General features: G+C 67.9%; 17 protein-coding genes. 9 read left to right on the forward strand and 8 right to left on the reverse strand.

Annotation, left to right across the window (positions count from 1 at the left end):
* Window positions 1-60: 60 nt before the first annotated feature.
* A complete protein-coding gene (locus tag HB724_RS10325; protein ID WP_213980847.1) occupies window positions 61-1,659 on the forward strand; it encodes a response regulator in 1,599 nt (532 codons plus the stop codon).
* Here the strand turns inward: HB724_RS10325 and HB724_RS10330 are convergent.
* From HB724_RS10330 to HB724_RS10340, 3 genes are all read right to left on the reverse strand, one after another.
* On the reverse strand, window positions 1,656-3,707 hold the full coding sequence (locus tag HB724_RS10330; protein WP_213980848.1) for an NAD(+) synthase: 2,052 nt from the start codon (window positions 3,705-3,707) through the stop codon (window positions 1,656-1,658). The genes HB724_RS10325 and HB724_RS10330 overlap by 4 nt on opposite strands.
* A complete protein-coding gene (locus HB724_RS10335) occupies window positions 3,708-4,211 on the reverse strand; it encodes a CinA family protein (protein WP_213980849.1) in 504 nt (167 codons plus the stop codon).
* A 62-nt stretch (window positions 4,212-4,273) separates the two neighbouring features.
* Window positions 4,274-4,933 carry a murein L,D-transpeptidase catalytic domain family protein gene (locus HB724_RS10340; protein ID WP_213980850.1) on the reverse strand — a complete coding sequence of 220 codons (660 nt, stop codon included), beginning with the start codon at window positions 4,931-4,933 and terminating at the stop codon, window positions 4,274-4,276.
* Window positions 4,934-5,251: 318 nt separating this feature from the next.
* Between HB724_RS10340 and HB724_RS10345 the strand changes: the two genes are divergently transcribed.
* From HB724_RS10345 to mtnA, 5 genes are all read left to right on the forward strand, one after another.
* Window positions 5,252-6,010: a L,D-transpeptidase family protein gene (locus HB724_RS10345; protein WP_256731440.1), complete on the forward strand. Its 759-nt coding sequence runs from the start codon at window positions 5,252-5,254 to the stop codon at window positions 6,008-6,010.
* A 42-nt stretch (window positions 6,011-6,052) separates the two neighbouring features.
* A complete protein-coding gene (mtnB, locus tag HB724_RS10350) occupies window positions 6,053-6,685 on the forward strand; it encodes a methylthioribulose 1-phosphate dehydratase (protein WP_213980851.1) in 633 nt (210 codons plus the stop codon).
* Window positions 6,682-7,230, forward strand: a complete 549-nt coding sequence (locus tag HB724_RS10355) for a cupin domain-containing protein (RefSeq protein ID WP_213980852.1) — start codon at window positions 6,682-6,684, stop codon at window positions 7,228-7,230. Before mtnB ends, HB724_RS10355 begins: the two co-directional genes overlap by 4 nt.
* Before the next feature lie 100 nt (window positions 7,231-7,330).
* Window positions 7,331-7,963, forward strand: coding sequence for an acireductone synthase (gene mtnC, locus HB724_RS10360; protein ID WP_213980853.1), 633 nt, complete (start codon window positions 7,331-7,333; stop codon window positions 7,961-7,963).
* Complete coding sequence (gene mtnA / locus HB724_RS10365; protein ID WP_213980854.1) at window positions 7,960-9,003, forward strand: S-methyl-5-thioribose-1-phosphate isomerase; 1,044 nt, start codon at window positions 7,960-7,962, stop codon at window positions 9,001-9,003. Before mtnC ends, mtnA begins: the two co-directional genes overlap by 4 nt.
* Before the next feature lie 4 nt (window positions 9,004-9,007).
* Here the strand turns inward: mtnA and HB724_RS10370 are convergent, their stop codons facing one another.
* The 3 genes from HB724_RS10370 to HB724_RS10375 form a co-directional block, all read right to left on the reverse strand.
* Window positions 9,008-9,670 carry a hypothetical protein gene (locus HB724_RS10370; RefSeq protein ID WP_213980855.1) on the reverse strand — a complete coding sequence of 221 codons (663 nt, stop codon included), beginning with the start codon at window positions 9,668-9,670 and terminating at the stop codon, window positions 9,008-9,010.
* A 57-nt stretch (window positions 9,671-9,727) separates the two neighbouring features.
* Window positions 9,728-9,853: a hypothetical protein gene (locus HB724_RS20485; protein ID WP_256731441.1), complete on the reverse strand. Its 126-nt coding sequence runs from the start codon at window positions 9,851-9,853 to the stop codon at window positions 9,728-9,730.
* Window positions 9,854-9,992: 139 nt separating this feature from the next.
* Entirely contained in the window at window positions 9,993-11,153 is a 1,161-nt protein-coding gene (locus HB724_RS10375; RefSeq protein ID WP_213980856.1) for an aminotransferase, read from the reverse strand.
* Window positions 11,154-11,250: 97 nt separating this feature from the next.
* On the opposite strand from HB724_RS10375, the gene HB724_RS10380 reads away from it, so the two are divergent.
* The 3 genes from HB724_RS10380 to HB724_RS10390 all read left to right on the forward strand — a co-directional run bounded on the left by HB724_RS10380 (window position 11,251) and on the right by HB724_RS10390 (window position 14,454).
* On the forward strand, window positions 11,251-11,484 hold the full coding sequence (locus HB724_RS10380) for a hypothetical protein (protein ID WP_213980857.1): 234 nt from the start codon (window positions 11,251-11,253) through the stop codon (window positions 11,482-11,484).
* A gap of 195 nt (window positions 11,485-11,679) precedes the next feature.
* Complete coding sequence (locus HB724_RS10385; RefSeq protein ID WP_213980858.1) at window positions 11,680-12,717, forward strand: hypothetical protein; 1,038 nt, start codon at window positions 11,680-11,682, stop codon at window positions 12,715-12,717.
* A 12-nt stretch (window positions 12,718-12,729) separates the two neighbouring features.
* Window positions 12,730-14,454, forward strand: coding sequence for an N-acetylmuramoyl-L-alanine amidase (locus tag HB724_RS10390; RefSeq protein WP_213980859.1), 1,725 nt, complete (start codon window positions 12,730-12,732; stop codon window positions 14,452-14,454).
* Between the two features lie 62 nt (window positions 14,455-14,516).
* Here the strand turns inward: HB724_RS10390 and HB724_RS10395 are convergent, their stop codons facing one another.
* Both HB724_RS10395 and bioD read right to left on the reverse strand, forming a co-directional pair.
* Window positions 14,517-15,764: an adenosylmethionine--8-amino-7-oxononanoate transaminase gene (locus HB724_RS10395; protein WP_213980860.1), complete on the reverse strand. Its 1,248-nt coding sequence runs from the start codon at window positions 15,762-15,764 to the stop codon at window positions 14,517-14,519.
* Entirely contained in the window at window positions 15,761-16,369 is a 609-nt protein-coding gene (bioD, locus tag HB724_RS10400) for a dethiobiotin synthase (RefSeq protein ID WP_213980861.1), read from the reverse strand. Before bioD ends, HB724_RS10395 begins: the two co-directional genes overlap by 4 nt.
* Between the last annotated feature and the right edge of the window lie 97 nt (window positions 16,370-16,466).

The following is a 16,466-nucleotide window of genomic DNA, read 5'->3' on the forward strand; positions in this document are numbered from 1 at the left end:
AGGAAGGAATTCGGAGTAAATCACGTTATTTCGTGTGCTTGGCGCGGCTGGGGGATCGTCATGGAAGGGCTGCTCGCCGCTTTTTCGAACGGCAGTTACGCGCCACACGGCTATTGTCTGTTGTGGCAACCGGGACTGGTCTGGACGCATGTGATCGCCGACGCGGTGATCGCGCTGGCCTATTTCTCGATTCCCATCGTGCTGGTCACGCTGATCCGCCGCCGCGAACTGGCTTTCGGCTGGGTCTTCTGGTGCTTTGCGATCTTCATCCTGGCCTGCGGATGCACCCATCTGATGGCGATCTGGACGCTGTGGCAGCCGGTCTATGGGCTGGAGGCGGCGGTGAAGGTGGTGACGGCCGTCGCCTCGATCGCTACGGCGGCGGTGCTCTGGCCGTTGCTGCCCAAGGCGATCGCGCTGCCTTCTCCCCACAAGCTCGCCGCGGCCAATGCCGAGCTGGCGGCGATCGTCGCCGAACGCGATGCCGTGCTGAAGGAGCTGCGCGAGCAGATCGCCCAGCGCGAGGATATCGAGGCGGCGCTGCTCCAGTCGCAGAAGCTGGAGGCGGTGGGCCAGCTCACCGGCGGAATCGCGCATGATTTCAATAACCTGCTGCAAGCTGTTGCCGGCAATCTCGAACTGATCGCGCGCAAGCCCGACGATGCCGATCGCGTGGTGCGCTGGAGCGCGAGCGCGCTCGATGCCGTGGAGCGCGGGCGCATCGTCACCGGGCAATTGCTGGCCTTTTCCAGCAAGCAGCGGCTCGACGTCAGCTCGGTGCGGCTGGCGGAGCTGATCGGCGGGATGCGCGGGCTGGTCGAGCGGGCGGTGGCGCCGCTCAGCACGCTCAAGGTCGAGCCGATCGATCCGAGCTGGAACGTCGAGACCGATCCGTTGCAGCTTGAGCTGGCTGTGCTGAACCTGGCGTTCAATGCGCGCGACGCGATGCCTGAGGGCGGCACGCTGACCATTTCGGCCGAGCTTCGCAGCGGCGTGGTGGCGCCCGATCTTCCCGCCGGTGATTATGTGGCGCTGACCGTCGCGGATACCGGCACCGGCATGCCGCCCGAGGTGGCGAAGCGCGCGGTCGAGCCTTTCTTCACCACCAAGGGTGTGGGCCGCGGCACCGGCATCGGCCTGTCGATGGCGTTCGGCGTCGCGCGCCAATCGGGCGGAGTGCTCACGATCGACTCCGAAATCGGCAAGGGGACGGCGATCACCCTATTCCTGCCGCTCGCGGCGACGGAGCCGGTGCGCGAGGTGCAGGACGATGCCGCGCACGATATGCGGGCCGATCTGAGCGGCTGTCGCATCGCGCTTGTCGATGACGACGACCAGGTCCGCGCGACGCTTGCCGATATGCTGCGCACCGCGGGCGCCGAGGTCGAGGAGGCGCCGGACGGCAATGCCGGGGTGGCGCTGGTCAAGGCGCGGCGGCCGAACCTGCTGATCGTCGATTTCGTGATGCCCGGCATGAGCGGTGCCGATGTCGCCCGGCTGGTGCGCGAGGAAGATCCGACGCTGCCGGTGATCGTCGTCACGGGATATGCGGAGTCCGAACGGCTGGATTCGATCGCGGGGCCGCAGGTCTCGGTGCTGCGCAAGCCGTTCGAAACGCACCAGCTCCTGCGCTGTGTGGCGGATATGCTGGGGCGTTAGGGCAGCGCCTTCCGCAGCTCCTCGATCCACGCCGTCGCCACGCTGTCCGAGGGCGCGCGCCAGTCGCCGCGGGGGCTCAGCGCGCCGCCGGCCGAGACCTTGGGGCCGTTGGGCAGCGCCGATCGCTTGAACTGGCTGGTCTGGAAGAAGCGCTTGAGGAACGCCTCCAGCCACTTCGCGATGGTCTCTAGGTCGTACTGGTTGCGCCCCGCCTCCGGGAAGTTGATCGGCCAGAGCCCCGCATCGCGATCCTTCCACGCCTGCCACGCCAGGAAGGCGATCTTGGACGGCCTCAACCCGTGGCGAACGGTATAATGGAGGAAGAAATCGTGGAGCTCATAGGGGCCGATCCGGTCCTGCGTGCTCTGCATCCTGCCGTCCGCGTCGGCGGGGACAAGCTCGGGCGAAATCTCGGTATCGAGGATCGCCTCCAGCACAGCGGCGGCCTCGCCGGTGAACTGGCCGGTCTGGACGGTCCAGCGGATGAGATACTGGATCAGCGTCTTGGGCACGCCGGCATTGACGCCGTAATGGCTCATCTGGTCGCCGACGCCATAGGTGGACCAGCCCAGCGCCAGCTCGGACAGGTCGCCGGTGCCGACGACCATGCCCTGGCGCTGATTGGCGAGGCGGAAGAGATAGTCGGTGCGCAGGCCCGCCTGCACATTCTCGAAGGTGATGTCGTAAACCGGCTCGCCCTTGGCGAAGGGATGGCCGAGATCGCCGAGCATCTGGCGCGCGGCGGGCTGGATGTCGATCTCCTCGCCGGTGATGCCCAGCGCGTGCATCAGTGCCCAGGCATTGGCCTTGGTCGCGTCGCCGGTGGCGAAGCCGGGCATGGTGAAGCCGAGGATGTCGGAGGCCGGCCGGCCGAGCCGCTCCATCGCCTTGACCGCGACGATCAGGGCATGGGTGGAATCGAGCCCGCCCGAGACGCCGATCACCAGATGGCGGGTGCCGGTGGCGGCAACGCGCTGGCGCAGGCCCTCCACCTGGATGTTGAACGCCTCGTAGCAATCGGCCTCCAGCTTCGACGGCGTGTTGGGCACGAAGGGGAAGCGGCGCAGCGGGCGCACCAGGCCGCGATCGGCGAAGTCGGGCTGGTGGGCGAATGCGATCCGGCGGAAGCGCATCTCCGGCGCGCCATTGGCATTGGCGCAATCGTTGAACGTGCCCATCCGCATCCGTTCGAGCCGCAGCCGCTCGAGGTCGATATCGGCGCAGACGACTTCGGTGGTCAGCTCGAAACGCTCCGAGCGGGCCAGCAACTCGCCCAGCTCGTAGATCAGCCCCTGGCCGTCCCAGGCGAGGTCGGTCGTGCTCTCGCCCGGGCCGGACGCCGAATAGAGGTAGGCCGCTACCGCTCGGGCCGATTGCGAGGCGCAGAGCAATTCCCGCTCACGCGCCTTGCCGATGACGATGTTGGAGGCCGAGAGGTTGCACAGCACCAGCGCCCCGGCGAGCGCGCCGAAGGTGGAGGGGGGCAGCGGCGCCCAATAGTCCTCGCAGATCTCGATATGGAAGACGAAGTCGGCAAGGTCGCTCGCCGCGAAGATCAGGTCGGTGCCGAACGGCACGCGCCGGCCGGCGACGTCGATCTCCAGCCCGACCAGGCCCGCGCCGGGCGCGAACCAGCGCTTCTCGTAATATTCGCGGTAGTTGGGCAGATAGGATTTGGGCACCACGCCCAGGATGCGGCCGCGGGCGATCGCCAGCGCGCAATTATAGACGCGGCCGTTGCGGCGAAGCGCGGCGCCGACCAGCAGCACCGGCTTGAGCTCGGCGCTCGCTTCGACGATCGCGGCGATGCCCGCCTCGGTCGCGTCGAGGATAGCGTCCTGCAGATGCAGGTCGTCGATCGCGTAGGAAGTGACGTTGAGCTCGGGGAAGACGAGCAGGTCGGCGCCCCGCGCATCGCCCTGCTCGGCCAGCGCGATCGTCGCGCGCGCATTGGCGGCGGGATCGGCCACCGTCATCATCGGCGTGCAGACGCCCGCGCGGATCATCCCCTGGCGGTGGATCGAGAAGAAGGGGTGGGTCTCAGCCATTCAAAGCACCTGCGAGAGCATGTCGAGCGCGACGCGCATGCATTCGATCCGCACTGGACCGCGGCCTATATCGCCGAAATGCTCCTCGCGGCTTAACGTGGCGCGTCCCTGCCGCGCGCAGGCGAAGTGGACAAGGCCCGGTTCGTCGCCCGGCGCGCCGGGGCCGGCGAAGCCCGTCACCGCGATCGCGACGTCGGCGCCGCTGCCGGCAAGCGCGCCCTCGGCCATGGCGCGCGCGATCTCCGCGCTGACCGCGCCGTGGCGCTCGATCTGTTCCAGCGGGATGCCGAGCAGCTCGGACTTGGCGGCATCGGTATAGACCACGAAGCCTCGCTCGAAGGCGTGCGACGCGCCCTCGACATCGGTCAGCAGCGAGGCGAGCAGGCCGCCGGTGCAGCTCTCGGCGGTGGCGAGGGTGAGATCGCGGTCGCAGGCTCGTTCGAGCACCGCGCGCGCCGCACGGTCGACCTGATCGGGCAGCACGGGCGACAGCGTCTCGGTCATGGGAAGCGTCCTAGTCGTTGGGATGGCTGCGTGCCAACCCCGATGGACGCCAAACAATCAGATCAGACGCGGGCGGCGAAGATCATCCGGCCAGGGCCGAGGCGCTCGAACACCTTGGCAAGCTCCTGCTCGCCGACCGCGAAACAGCCCTGGCTGCGGCCGAGCTTGCCGTGCTTCGCGATCATGTCCGGGTTCGAATACCAGGCCGAATGCACCACGATCGCGCGACCGAGCGCATTGTTGTTGGTGGGGTCGAGGCCCAGCAGCCGCTGCGAATCGCCATGCTTGCCGACATAATAATCGGCGGTGAGGAACGCGCCCTCGCAGGTCGCTTCCGAATTCACTTCGTTCGAGAAGCGATGGAGCAGGCCGGTATGCTCGGGATCGGAACCGATGCCGTGCGCGACCAGGAAGCTCTCGACCTCGCCGGTGCCCATGTTGATGAGGTGGAAGCGCGGGCGGGCGGAATTGGTGGAGAAATCGGCGACGGCGATGCGATCGTGCGAGGGGATGCGCATCGAATGCCGGTCGAGCGCGGCGGTGGCGCGCTTGAACAGTTCGGGACGGACGCCGATCGGGGCGAGGGGCTTCCTGGCGGCGACTGCGGGCGCCTTGGGGATCGGCGCGACGGGAACCGGAGCCGGCGGCGCCAGCGGCGGGGCCGCGACGGCGAGGTTCATCGCCTTGGAGGCGCAGGCGGACACTGCCGCACCGCTCGCCATGACCAGCGCCGATTTCAAAAGCGCACGACGCGACCGCGCTGACCCGAATATATCATTCACTATGCTTTACGCCCGCTAAACACTTGCCCCGCTGAGGGTATATCAGAGATGGGCCGTCCAATTGGTTTAACAAAGGCTCCGCTGGGTGCGATTCGCCGTGTCTCGTGCCCGGTTCGCCGAAGACTGGCGCATTGCGGGACATTTCCGGGAACTATCCGCCGTGTTGCCGGCGAACATGATTCGGCAATGGAATGAATCTCGGTTAACCATTTTCTCCGCGAGGGGACGTGCGAGTCCCGCCGTTGGAGACTTTCGCCGATGCGCGCTGCCCTGGGTGCCGCCGTTCTTTTCTGCACGATGCTCTTCGTCCCGCCGGCTATGGCGGGGGACGGGCTGCGGGCCGGGCAATATGTCTGGTTCGACCAGCCTCGGCTCATCCGCGCGAGCACCGCGCCGAGCCGGATTTCGATCACCGTCAGCCTGCCCGATCAGCGCGCCTATGTGTATCGCGACGGCGAGATCATCGGCGTGACCACGGTCTCCACCGGATCGCGCGGCCGCGAGACGCCGGTGGGCGACTATACGATCCTCCAGAAAAAGCCGTTCCACCGCTCGAACCTCTACAGCAATGCGCCGATGCCCTTCATGCAGCGGCTCACCTGGTCGGGGATCGCGATGCATGCGGGGCAACTGCCCGGCTATCCCGCGTCGCACGGCTGCATCCGCATGCCGCGCGCATTCGCCGAGCAGCTCTATGCACTGACCGATCTGGGCGTGTCGGTGTCGGTGGTCGGGCACCGGATCGAGGGCGCCCCGGCATTCCCGGCTCAGGCCGCGACGACGATCGCCGACAATGCGCCGCGCCGCCGGCGCGGGGCTCCGGTCATCGAGACCATGCTGATCGATCTGGAGCCGATCCCGTATCCTTCGCCGATGATCCTTGCCGATCCTGGCGCGCTGGCCGGCGATGCGTTCGACGTGGTGACGATGCGCGGCGATCCGCCCGCGATCGGGCCTGCGGTGTGGACGGCCGAGCCGGCGCGGGAAATCGTCCAGCCCATCCCTTCGGCCAAGTAAATCTACTGCTTGCGGATGCGCGGGATGCGCTAAGGCGAGGGTATGAAGAGCATGGCTTTCGACGACGCTGCCCGCGCGCTGGTGGAAACCGGGCGGCGACTTGACGCACGCGGCTGGGCTCCGGCCACGGCGGGCAATTATTCGGTCCGGCTCGACGACGGCAGCTTCGCCGTCACCGTGTCCGGCTGGCACAAGGGGCGGCTGACCCCCGCCGGGATCATGCGGATCGACGGCAAGGGGCGGGCGATCGGCCAGAACAAGCCCTCGGCGGAAACCGCGCTGCACCTCGCGCTGTATCGCCTGTTTCCCGATGTGCAGGCCGTGCTGCACGGCCATTCGCCCGAGGCGGTGGGCCTCAGCCGTGCGGCGGAGGGGCAGAGCGAATGGGTGTTCCGCGGGCATGAGATGCTCAAGGCCTTCCCGGGCAACGCCACGCACGAGGCCGAGATACGCCTGCCGATCGTGGAAAACAGCCAGGACATGGCGGTGATCGATGCCGCGATCGCGCCCAGGCTGCTGGAACCGGGCGCCGCGCCTGCCTATCTTATTCGCAGTCACGGGCTCTATGCCTGGGGCAAGGACTTGGACGAGGCCGAGCGCGTGCTCGAGGCTACCGAATGGCTGATCGCCGCCGAGCTGGCCGAGCTCGGCTTCAGAAGGGCTTGGAAGCAATGACCCAGTTGCGAATCTATCCGGAAGAGGGCGGCGCGCCGCTCGCCGACACCAGCGATCCCGCCGCGATCGCAGAGGCGCTGAAGCCGCTCGGCGTGCGCTTCGAGCAATGGCCGTCGCGCGCCATTGCCGCCGATGCCGATCAGGACGCAGTGCTGGAGGCGTTCGCGCCCGAGGTCGATCGGCTGAAGGCCGAGAACGGCTACCAGTCGGTCGATGTGATCCGCATGGTGCCCGATCATCCCGAGAAGGGGGCGCTCCGCACCAAGTTCCTGTCCGAGCATCGCCATAGCGAGGACGAGGTGCGCTTCTTCGTCGAGGGCGAGGGGCTGTTTACGCTGCGGGCGGGGGAGCGCGTCTATGCGGTGCTCTGCACCGAGGGCGACCTGATCTCGGTTCCGGCCGGCACGCGGCACTGGTTCGACATGGGGCCTTCGCCGCGCTTTACCGCGATCCGCCTGTTCACCAATCCCGACGGCTGGATCGCCAACTTCACCGGCGATCCGATCGCCGACCGCTTTCCGCGGCATGAGCCGGTCACGGCCTGAGCTTCGCCCGCCATCCCGGCGAAGGCCGGGATCCAGAGCCAAGCAGCGCATCGCCCATAACCCTGGATCCCAGCCTTCGCCGGGATGACGAAGAGACAAGATGACTGACCCTAAAGCCATCCTCCTCGATATCGAAGGCACGACTAGCAGCATCTCGTTCGTCGCCGATGAACTATTCCCCTATGCACGCAGGCATCTGGCGGCGTTCGTTCAGAACCATCCTGAAGTGTCCGCGCCGATCCTGGCCGAAGTGCCGGGCGACGATCGGGTCGCGACCTTGCTCCGCTGGATCGATGAGGACCGCAAGGAGACGCCGCTCAAGACGCTCCAGGGGCTGATCTGGGCGCAGGGCTATGCCGATGGCGAACTGAAGGGGCATGTCTATCCCGACACGCCCGAGGCGCTGCGTCGCTGGACGCAGGCGGGCCTTCCGGTGTTCATTTATTCCTCGGGCTCGATCGCGGCGCAGAAGCTGATCTTCGGCCATTCGGTTGCGGGCGACCTGACGCCTTTGCTCTCAGGCTATTTCGACACGACCACCGGCCCGAAGCGCGAGACCGGCTCCTATGCGAAGATTGCGGACGCCATCGGCGCAATGCCGGGTGACGTGCTGTTCGTCTCCGATATCCAGGCCGAAATCGATGCCGCGCGTGATGCCGGATTGCAGGCGCTGCTGATCGATCGCGAAGGCGATGCCGGCGACGTCCACAGCCTGGCGGAGATACGTGCATGATCCTCGAAGGCCGCCACACCCGCTCGATCGCCCGCACCGAGGACGGCAAGGGCATCCGCATCCTCGACCAGCGCAAGCTGCCTTGGGAAATACTGTGGGTCGAGCTGCGCGACGTCGATGCCGCGGCGGTCGCGGTCCGCGAGATGTGGACGCGCGGAGCGCCGATGATCGGGGCGACCGCGGCCTATGGTCTGGCGATGGCGCTGGCGGTGGATCCGGGCGATGCGGTGCTGGATTCGGCCTACGACAAGCTCCTCGAAACGCGCCCCACCGCGATCAACCTGCGCTGGGCGCTTGACGCCGTCCGCATGGCGGTGCGCGACTTGCCCGATGCCGATCGTGCCGAAGCCGCCTTCACCAAGGCCGATGCGATCTGCGACGAGGATGCCGAGCTGTGCCGCGCGATCGGCGAGCACGGGCTGGCGCTGTTCCGTGAACTGCACGCGAAGAATCCGGGGCGGCCGCTCAACATCCTCACCCATTGCAACGCCGGCTGGCTGGCGACGGTCGATTACGGCACCGCCACCGCGCCGATCTATCTCGCGCACGATGCCGGCATTCCGGTGCATGTCTGGGTGGATGAAACCCGCCCGCGCAACCAGGGCGCGCTGCTGACGGCGTTCGAGCTGCGCAACCACGGCGTGCCGCACACGGTGATCGCCGACAATGCCGGCGGCCTGCTGATGATGAAGGGGCAGGTGGATGCGGTGGTGGTCGGCACCGATCGCGTCACCGCGAACGGTGACGTCTGCAACAAGATCGGCACCTATCTGAAGGCGCTGGCGGCGGCGGACAACGGCGTGCCCTTCTATGTCGCGCTGCCCTACACGACCTTCGATCCGGACACCGCCAGCGGTGCCGACATCCCGATCGAGGAGCGGTCGCCCGAGGAGCTGACGCGGTTCACCGGGCCGGGCGAGGGGGGAATCATGACCGTGAAGGTCACCGATTCCCCTGCCGCCAATCCGGCCTTCGACGTCACGCCGGCCCGGCTGGTGACGGGCTACATCACCGAGCGCGGGGTGCTCGACCGGATCTGAACCGTTAGCGCGGCTCGGTTTTCACCGTGGTCGTCGTCGTGGTCGAACTGGCCGGCGTCGCCGCCTTGGGCGCGACCTTGCGCACGGTGGTCGTCTTCTTGACCGCCGGGCCACTGGTGGTGGTGCGGTCGACCGTTACGGTGGTGGTGGGCGGCGTCGCGGCCGCGATCCGGGCCGCCGATGCTTCTGCCTCCGCGTTGGAGGCCGCGCGCTGCGCCTCCGCCGCGTTGCCCTGCGCCGTGATGGCAGCACCTTCCGCTACCACGCGCTGGTTGCGCTCGATCGCCGCATCCGCGGTGGCGGCATTGGCAGTCGCTTCGGCGCTCAGCCGGGCATCCCGCTCGGCCGATGCCCGGGTCGCCTTGTTGCGCTCGGATTCGGCCAGCGCCTGGTCGGCCAGGCCCGAGGCGCGATGCGCCTCGCTGATCGTCGAGTCGCGATTGTCGTGCGCCAACTGATCCCGGGCACCGCGCAGCGCCTCCTGCGCGCGGCCCATCGTGTCTGGAGCATAGGTCGCCGCGCCGGCGGTCTGTGCCGCTTCCACCTTGGCGGATGCCTCGGTGACGGCGGTGCGGGCGCGATCGATGCGGCTCTGCGCAAGCGCAGGCGTCGCGATGAGCAGCGCTGAAATACCGGCGCTACGCATCAGGAAACTAAAATACTGCATGTCTGCAACTCCAATTGCCCCGCGGTCCGGCGAATGCGCCATGTCGAGCGGGGTTGTTCAGGTATCGACCAGACGATCCAAACTATCGAATAAACGAATTTGTTTGCTTTGATTGCGCGCGCAATCGCTCAGATCGAGCGTGGCTTCGTCCTTGACGGGAGTGAAGCGCGCCACGATGGCCACTGGTTCCTCGATATTCGAGGATAATATTGGAAATCGTCATTTCGTCCGCTCAGCCGGGACGAATGCGCATCGGCCGATGCGCATATTGCAATGTAGGATTTGGGCTGTTCCACACTCGTCGATGGCGCAGCGTCTTTCTTTATCCGGTGCCCAGCGCGGCGCGCGCGCCGGCGATGCGCTCGATCGCGGCGTCCAGCGTCGCGTCTTCCTTGACGAAGCAGAAGCGCACGACGTTGGTCACCGCGTCCTCGGCATAGAAGGCCGAGACCGGGATCGCCGCGACGCCGGCCTCGTCGATCAGCTGGTCGCAGAAGGCGACGTCGCCCAGCGCGATTCCCGACGCCGCGAGATCGACCGAGAGGAAATAGGTCGCGGCGCTGGGCAGGGTGACGAAGCCTGCGCCCTCCAGCCCGGCCTTCAGCCGGTCGCGGCCCTGCTGGAAGCGGTGGCGTGCCTCCTGCACCCAACCGTCCTGCGTCGCGAGGCCCTCGGTCACCGCCCATTGCAGGTTGGGCGGGGTGGTGAAGGTGAGGAACTGGTGCGCCTTGGCGAGCACGCGGGCGATATGCGGGGCGGCGCACATCCAGCCGACCTTGAAGCCGGTGAGCGCGAAGATCTTGCCGGCCGAACCAATCTTCACGGTGCGCTCGCGCATACCGGGAAAGCCGATCAGCGGCAGATGGCGCGCGCCGTCGAAGGTGACATGTTCCCACACTTCGTCGCACACCGCGATCAGATTGTGCGCGACGCAGACATCGGCGATCACCGAGAGTTCCCCGGCGCTGCACATCGTCGCGGCCGGATTGAGCGGGTTGTTGAGCAGCAACAGCTTCGTGCGCGGCGTGACGGCCGCCTCGAGCGCGGCCTTGTCGATCTTCCATTCGGGCGGGCTCAGGCGGACGAAGCGGGGCACGCCGCCGGCTTGTCGGATCAGCGGCACATAGGCGTCGTAAAGCGGCTGGAAGCAGATCACTTCGTCGCCCGGCTCGATCAGCGCAAACAGCGAGGCGGCCAGCGCCTCGGTGGCGCCCGAGGTGACAACCACTTCGTCGGCCGAGAGGTTCAGCCCCTGGTGCCGGGCATAATGATCGGCGACTCCCTGGCGCAGCTCGGGCAAGCCGATCATCGGCGGATACTGGTTCGATTTCTCCAGCACGGCGCGCGCGGCGGCTTCCAGAACGGCCTCGGGGCCGCGCCCGTCGGCGAAGCCCTGGCCCAGGTTGATCGCCCCGGTCGCGCGGGCGCGGGCGGACATGGCTTCGAAGATGGTGGTGCCCATCCCGGCATAGAGCGGGTTCATGCGCGGCCTTGTGCGCGCAGCGCATGGCGACTTGCAAGTGCGCATGAAACCGCCGCATTAGCCGGACGTTCAGGTTCGGCGTATCAGAAGGACGATCATGACGAAGAAGCCGCCCCTCCCCGAAGAAGTCCAGTCCCCTTATCCGATCGCGGAGTCGCCGCACGACGGCGCCGACAACGAGACGGTAGCCGCGGTCAAGGAACTGGCCGCTGCGCGCAAGCGCCGCTTGCAGCCGACTCGCACCCAGATCGGCATCGGCGCCGCTGTCGGCATCGGTTCGGCTGCGATCGTGGCCGGTCTGCTCTATTGGCGGGGCAACCACCGCAAGTAATCAAATCGGCGGCGTCCGCGCCGCCGTCCTGCTTGACTTCCCCCCGATACAGGGCATCCTCCTGCCCATGTCCGCGGTCGCATGCGCCACCGTGAAGACTGAGTCGCCACAGCATTGGTTCGGATGTGTCACCAGACGGTGACCATCCGTGCGTTTCGCGTTCGAGGAACTTGGCCACCGATCGGGGGGACCAGCATGAACGTTGCCGACCTGTCTCTGCCGGGCAAGGATGCGATGGGGGTCGAGATCACCGACCTCTATGCCCGCAAGCCGCCCGTTTATGGCGTCTATCGCACCGCGCGCAGCGTGATGGTGCATTTTGCCGACGAAACCGACCTCGCCAATGCCCAGCGTGCCGAGCTGGCGCGGCTGAATCCGCTGCGAGGCGAGATAAACGGCCTGATCGACGGCTGGCGGACCAGCGCCAGGGGCGGCGCCAGGCGCGCCCGCGCCGAACGCTATGACCGCCGCGTCGGCGACGCGCTGGTCGTCGCGTTCGAAGGCGATGTCGATACCGCCCAGCAACTGCTGACCGGGATCAAGCAGGACATATTGGGCGAGCGGGTCGGCGCCGGGCGAGTCGAATATCTGGCGGCCGCGCTCGCGACCGGGCTGGGCGTGCTGTTTCTCATCCTACTCGCCACGCTGATCGGCAATTTCCACGGCACCAGCCTTGCTTTGTGGCGTTCGGCCGCGGCGGGCACCGGTGGCGCCTTCTTCTCGATCGCGCTGGCGATCCGCAGCCGCACCGTGCTCCCCGATCTCCAGCGCTGGTCGAACGTGATCGATGCGGGGCTGCGCATGCTGATCGGCGCGATCTCCGGCCCCGTGCTGATGGGGCTGATCCTGTCGGGGCTCGTCACGATCACGCTCGGCAGCGCGCGTTTCGGACCGAACCTGCTGTGGATCAACGTGCTGATCGCCGGGTTCATCGCGGGATTCTCCGAGCGCTTCGTGCCCGACATCCTGGAGAAGGCGGCGGTTTCGACCGATCAGCCGCCGGTCCGCCCGATCATCGCCGAGGCCGAGCGCACGCGGATGGCGGCAGCGGCCGGGGAGGCGGAGAAGGCATCCGAGGCGCCGGAGGCCGATCCGGTGCCCGAAGAGGCGGCCACCGATGCCTGCGCCTGCGATGTCGACCTGCCCGACGATCAGGTGACGCAGGATGTCGATTTGCCGGGGGCGTCCGGCGGCGTCGCCAAGGCCGAAACCGTTGCTGCCGAAGCCGCGTGAGGGGAGGGGAAGATGGTCTATTCGCTCACCTGGCTGCCCGAAGTGCTGGAGGCTGCCGGCCTGAAGGTCGCCGAGACCGAGAATTGGCGCGCGCGCGGCCGCGCGGAGATGGGGACGGTACGCGGCGTGATGTGCCACCACACCGCCACGCCCGGGCATCTCGACAAGAACATGCCGACGCTCGACCTGCTGATCCGCGGGCGCTCCGATCTGGCGGGGCCGCTGGCGCAGCTCGGACTGGGGCGCGACGGCACCTTCTATGTCGTCGCGGCCGGCCGGGCCAACCATGCCGGCGCGGGCAGCTGGGAGGGGATCGCCACCGGCAATTCGAGCTTCATCGGCATCGAGGCGGAGAATAGCGGCAGCGATCCCTGGCCCGACGTGCAGATGGACGCCTATCGGCGCGGCGCGGCGGCGATCCTGAAGCGGATCGGGGCGGGCGCGAACATGTGCTGCGGGCACAAGGAATATGCGCTGCCTGCCGGCCGCAAGCCCGATCCGAGCTTCGACATGGCGGTGTTCCGGCGCGGCGTGTCCGATCTGCTCGCGGGCAAGACGCCGCCGCCGCCGATCCCCGCCAAGGATGCCGCGGATCGCCCGACGCTGCGGCGCGGCGCGCGCGGGCCGATGGTCGAGCTGCTGCAGGGCCTGCTCAGCCTCAAGCAGGACGGCGTGTTCGGGCCGAACACCGAAGCCGCGCTGCGCGCCTTCCAGCGCAGCGCGAAGCTGGTCCCGGACGGGATCGCAGGTCCGAAGACCTGGGCGGTGCTGGAGAAGGACAATCCGGGCGTCGCGATCCAGCCGCCCGCGCCGCCGGCACCGAGCGCGCCGGCCGTCGCCCTCCCGCCTCCCGACGATGCCGCGCATCCGGCCATGGTCTCCTCGGATGGCAAGGCGTTCACGCCCCAGGGCAGGCAGTTCGCGCAGGTCTTCAAGAAGGGCTTCGTCACCAGCGGCACCCTTTCGATCGAATCCTGGCTGGCGGGCCGTCCGCAGGCGCCCGTCGCCTCCCCCTCGGTGGTGCGCGTGATGAAGGCGGTGAGCGTCAACGAGGGGCTGCTCGATGCGGTGAATAGCTGGGACGCGTCCTTCATGTCGTTCGGCATCCTGCAATGGACTGCAGGGCAGGATGGCGGGGAAGGCGAATTGCCGGCGCTGCTCGACCATCTGAAGCGCAGCGACGCCGCCGCCTATGCCGAATGTTTCGGCCGGTTCGATCTCGACGTGAAGCTGGCGAGCCCCGGCGCGGTGACGGGGCGGCTGGTGCTGAAGGGTAGTTTGCTCGACAGCGCGGCGGAGAAGCAGCAGCTCCGTGACGTCAAATGGGCCTATCGCTTCTGGCGGGCCGGGCAGCACGAGGCGATGCGGCTCGCCGAGTTCGACTTCGCCGCCGGGCGGATCAAGCGTTTCATCGACGCGAATACGCTCGGCCAGCCGCTCCATGCGTGGATCACCTCGGAGTTCGGCATCGCCCAGTTGCTCGACGAGCATACCAACCGGCCGGGCCATGTGCCCGGCACGCTCAAGCTCGGGCTACAGGCGCTGTTCGGCGATTCCCCGCCGGACCCGTCAACTTGGTCGACTTCGGATGAGCGCAGGTTGATCGCGGCCTATCTGCAGGCGCGCCATGCCCGCACGACCAGCAAGATGACCGATTCCGAGGCGCGTGCCGATCGGATCGCCAAGCTCGCCGAGCAGGGCAGGCTCTCCGACGCGCGGGGATCGTTCGTGGGGTAGACGGTCCCCCCATCGTCACCCCGGCCGAAGTGCCGGGGTGACGGATAGAAGGTCGATCCGGGCTAGAAGCTATCGCAAGCCTCGGCGATGGCGGCATGGACCCGGCCGAGATCGGTCTCATCGATGCAATAGGGCGGCATCACGTAGATGGTGTTGCCGAGCGGGCGGAGCAGCAGGTCGCGCTCGCGGAAGAAGGCGAGCAGGCGCGGGCCGAGATCGGAAAGGTAGCGGCTCTCGCCCGAGCCGAGCTCGAACGCGGCGATCGTGCCGTGGCTGCGCGGGTTGCGCACGGCGGGATGGCGGGCGATCGCTTCCAGCGCCGCGCGTTGGCGTTCGGCGAGCAAGGCCACGCGCTCCAGCACCGGCTCCTCGCGCCAGATCTCCAGATTGGCTGCCGCCGCCGCGCAGGCGATCGGATTGGCGGTGTAGCTGGAGGAATGGAAGAACATCCGCGCGCGATCGGCCGCGTAATGCGCCTGGTAGATCGCCTCGCTCGCCATCGTCACCGCGAGCGGCAGCGATCCGCCGGTCAGGCCTTTGGAGAGGCAGAGGATGTCGGGCACCGCGCCCGCCTGTTCGCAGGCCAGCAGCGTGCCGGTGCGGCCCCAGCCGGTCATCACTTCGTCGGCGATGAACAGCACGCCGTGCGCCACGCAGATCCGCCGCATCTCCGCGAGCACCTTCGGCGCATAGAAGCGCATGCCGCCCGCGCCCAGCACCAGCGGCTCGACGATGAAGGCCGCCGGATGCTCGCGGCAGGCCGCTTCCAGCGCGTCGAGCGTGCGCTGTTCGGCGCCCGGCTCGGGAAAGGGGATGGTGCCCACGTCGAACAGCAGCGGCTCATATTGCCGGGTGAACGTGCCCCGCGCGCCCGCCGACATCGCCCCGATCGTGTCGCCATGATAGCTGTGCTCCAGCACCAGGATGCGGTGGCGCGGCGCCCCCCGGTTCACCCAGAAGCCGAGCGCCATCTTCAGCGCGACCTCGACGCTGGTGGAGCCCGAATCGGAGAAGAAGACGCGGGTCAGTTCCGGCGGCATGATTGCGGTCAGCCCGCGCGCCACCGCCTCGGCGGGCTCGTGCGTCCAGCCGGCGAAGATGATCTGGTCCATCCGCTCGGCCTGCGCCGCGATTGCCGCCATGATCCGGGGATGGCGATGGCCGTGCGTCGTCACCCACCAGGAAGAAATGGCGTCGATCACCCGGCGGCCATCGGCGGTGTGGAGCGCGGCGCCCTCGGCATGGGTGACGAGCGGGATCGGCTCCTGAAGGCCGTGCTGGGTGAAGGGGTGCCAGATCGGCGAGCTCATGCGAAATCCCCGGCGCGGAAATGGGCGGCGAAGGCGGTATCGAGCGTTTCCGGAGTCACGCGGTCGAGGCGCGGCAGGCGTCCCAGCCGGCGGACGCCGCCGATCCGGGCGATCGTCGCCTCGCTGTCTTCCACGGGTTCGCCGACAAAGGCGATCCCGAGCGGCTCCACGCCGCGCGCGCGGAGCGCTTCGATCGACAACAGGCTGTGGTTGATCGTGCCGAGCCCGGTACGCGCCACCAGCACCACCGGAGCACCCCAGCGCGCGAACAGGTCGGCGAACAGCAGCTCGGCCGTGATCGGCACCAGCACGCCGCCGGCACCCTCGATCACCAAGCCTGGGACATCGGGAATCGCGAGCCGATCAGGGTCGATCGTCACGCCGTCGATCTCGGCCGCGCGGTGGGGCGAGCAGGGCGTGTTCAGCCGATAGGCTTCGGGCAAAATGGGGACGCCCAGCCGCGCCGCGGTTGCGGCATCGCCGCCATCCTCGATCCCGGCCTGGACCGGTTTCCAATAGGTCGCCCCCAGCGCCCGGGCGAGCGCGACGGCGAATATCGTCTTGCCGATATCGGTATCGGTGCCGGTGACGACGATCGCGCTCACAGCGCGTCCCCGATCGCGGAGGCGAGCGCGGCGATGTCGGCCGTGTCGATGTTGAGCGTCAGCGAGATGCGCAGCCGCGACGTGCCCGGCGCCACCG

The sequence above is a fragment of the Sphingomonas sp. dw_22 genome (assembly GCF_018449795.1).
Lineage (GTDB): Bacteria > Pseudomonadota > Alphaproteobacteria > Sphingomonadales > Sphingomonadaceae > Sphingomonas.